Annotated in this window: 3 protein-coding genes; 1 reads left to right on the plus strand and 2 read right to left on the minus strand. The window is 53.0% G+C overall.

Going from position 1 to position 2131, the window contains the following annotated elements:
• Window positions 1-223, plus strand: a 223-nt coding sequence (locus MK323_15400) for a hypothetical protein (protein ID MCH2483529.1), incomplete at its 5' end; no start/stop codon positions are given.
• 83 nt (window positions 224-306) lie between these two features.
• Here MK323_15400 and MK323_15405 read toward each other — a convergent pair.
• The gene (locus tag MK323_15405) at window positions 307-1044 is read right to left on the minus strand and encodes a glutathione S-transferase N-terminal domain-containing protein (GenBank protein MCH2483530.1); all 738 of its coding nucleotides are present in this window, start codon (window positions 1042-1044) and stop codon (window positions 307-309) included.
• A 54-nt stretch (window positions 1045-1098) separates the two neighbouring features.
• Window positions 1099-1881 carry a phosphodiesterase gene (locus tag MK323_15410; GenBank protein ID MCH2483531.1) on the minus strand — a complete coding sequence of 261 codons (783 nt, stop codon included), beginning with the start codon at window positions 1879-1881 and terminating at the stop codon, window positions 1099-1101.
• Window positions 1882-2131 lie beyond the last annotated feature (250 nt).

A 2131-nucleotide genomic window follows, 5' to 3' on the forward strand; every position in this document is an offset into this window, starting at 1 on the left:
GGGTCTGACGCCGACGAACGACCCGGTGGCAACGCTGGTATATCACGGACATGGCAAAGATGTCGAAACAGTAATTGTTGATGGTCAGGTCGTTGTGTCAGACGGTCACGTCAGGACCACCGATGAAGATGCCCTGATAACCCAGGCAAGTCAGGCTGCAACCGCAGCCTGGAATCGATTTGCCCAACGCTACGGCAGTTTTGTTGCGCCAGCACCCAACTAATCTCATGCGTGTTAGACAAAACCTGCTGTCTTAGCACCTGACCGCTAGTCAGTCGCTGGGTGAAGTTCTGCTCTAGAGAAGCCCTACGCTAACAGGCCACCGTCTGGTGCGGGCCGGGCTCGTTGGTTGTACATAATTTTTGCGCGCCGCTGACTTTCTGCCTCCGACAGCGTCGAGGCGTCCACACTGAGGTCTGCACCCACTGCCATACCCCGTTTGACGGCCGGACGCTCTGACAGAGCCTCATACCAGCGCTTGAAGTACACAAACTCGTCGATGTCCTGACCCTGGTTGGCAATACCCGCACACCAGGGATAACAGATCATATCGGCGATCGTATACTCATCTCCGACGAGATAACGTCGGTCATATAGACAGTTGTTCATAACGCCGTAGAGCCGGTTTGCTTCATCAGTGAAACGGCGCACCGCGTAAGACTGATCGCCCTCACGATCGCCCAGTCGCCGGAAATGCCCGCATTCACCCAGCTTCGGGCCCTGATTGGCCATCTGCCACATCACCCATTGCGTGACCTCGGCCTTGGTCGCAGGATCCTGCGGAAAGAATCGACCTTCTTTTTCTGCGATATACATCATCATCGCACCGGATTCGAAAATGGCTATCGAGTCACCGCCACCAACCGGGTCATGGTCGACCATGGCCGGCATTCGGTTGTTCGGGCTTATGTCAAGAAACCCATCTGAAAACTGGTCACCGCGACCGATGTCACACGGCACAATCTGGTAATCGATGCCCAGTTCTTCAAGCAGAATCGTGACCTTTTTGCCGTTGGGCGTGGGCCAGTAATAACAATCAATCATACAGTCGCTCCTGTGGTGGAAAGTGGGTCGTGAAGATGATCAGCACGGTGTTACTCAATTCGTTGCTTTTTCGGAAAGCACAGTGTGCTGGTCGATGTAGTTGTGAAAATGCACGGTAACAGATGCCTCATCAGCCAGTACGACCGCGTACTGCGCGGGGCCTTCGAGTTTTTTCACTTCTTTCCGACTGTCTGAACCAAGCGACACCGAAAAAGTGTAGTGGCCACCGGCCACTGTAGTAAACGGGATACCCCGGATAACGCCCGTGGTCGAAATATGCACGTGACCGGAAATGACGTGACGCACGTCCGGGTGGATGTGCAACACGTCTAACAACTCGTTGGGATTCTCTAACAGGTATTCATCCATAAAAAACCGGACTTTGTTGACATGATGATGGATGATGACAATCACCGGACGATCTAATGCTCCGCTCAGCTGGTCACGCAGCCACGCCAACCGTTTGTCACATAACACACCGGTGTGCCGACCCGCTTCCACACTGTCGAGGACAATGACCCGATAACCTTTTTGATCGATCACACGCTGTACATAACCGTTGCTGTCACAGTGCGCCCTGCCAAAAACCGATAGAAAGGTCTCGCGGTCATCATGATTACCCAGTGCAAGATAGTAGGGAATTTTCAGCGGCTGCATAATTGCTTTTAAGCACTGATAGGCTTCTTGGTCTCCACGCTCGACAAGATCTCCGGCAAGTACACAGAAATCGGCATCTGGGTATTCCTGGTTGATACTCTCAACACCGAGCACCAACCTTTCGGCAGTGTCCAGACCATGAGCCAGCTCTGGGCTAGGCACCAGGTGCAGATCCGACATGACCAGAAACTTCAGAATGGCTGCTTCCTCCGTAAATTTACTCAGTGGTCCTATCTGCTCGAGTCAAGCATCCAGGTCTGCGGACGGTCGCTTGAATACCCTACCAGCATAAAGACTGTTGTGATCCAGTGAACTATCGCTCAGCGGTGTTTCAACGAGGAGCATGACACTAGTTCGCCCTGAACCTGAACAGACTCTCGACACCTGCAAACTACGTACTGGAACGTAAAGACCGACATCTCACCGCAAA

It is taken from the genome of Gammaproteobacteria bacterium (genome assembly GCA_022450155.1).
Taxonomy (GTDB): Bacteria; Pseudomonadota; Gammaproteobacteria; order Arenicellales; family UBA868; genus REDSEA-S09-B13.

Excerpts from the sequence above, each read along its gene's own strand:
- MK323_15405 (MCH2483530.1), bottom strand. The coding sequence starts at position 1,044 with ATGATTGATTGTTATTACTGGCCCACGCCCAACGGCAAAAAGGTCACG.
- MK323_15410 (MCH2483531.1), bottom strand. The coding sequence starts at position 1,881 with ATGTCGGATCTGCACCTGGTGCCTAGCCCAGAGCTGGCTCATGGTCTG.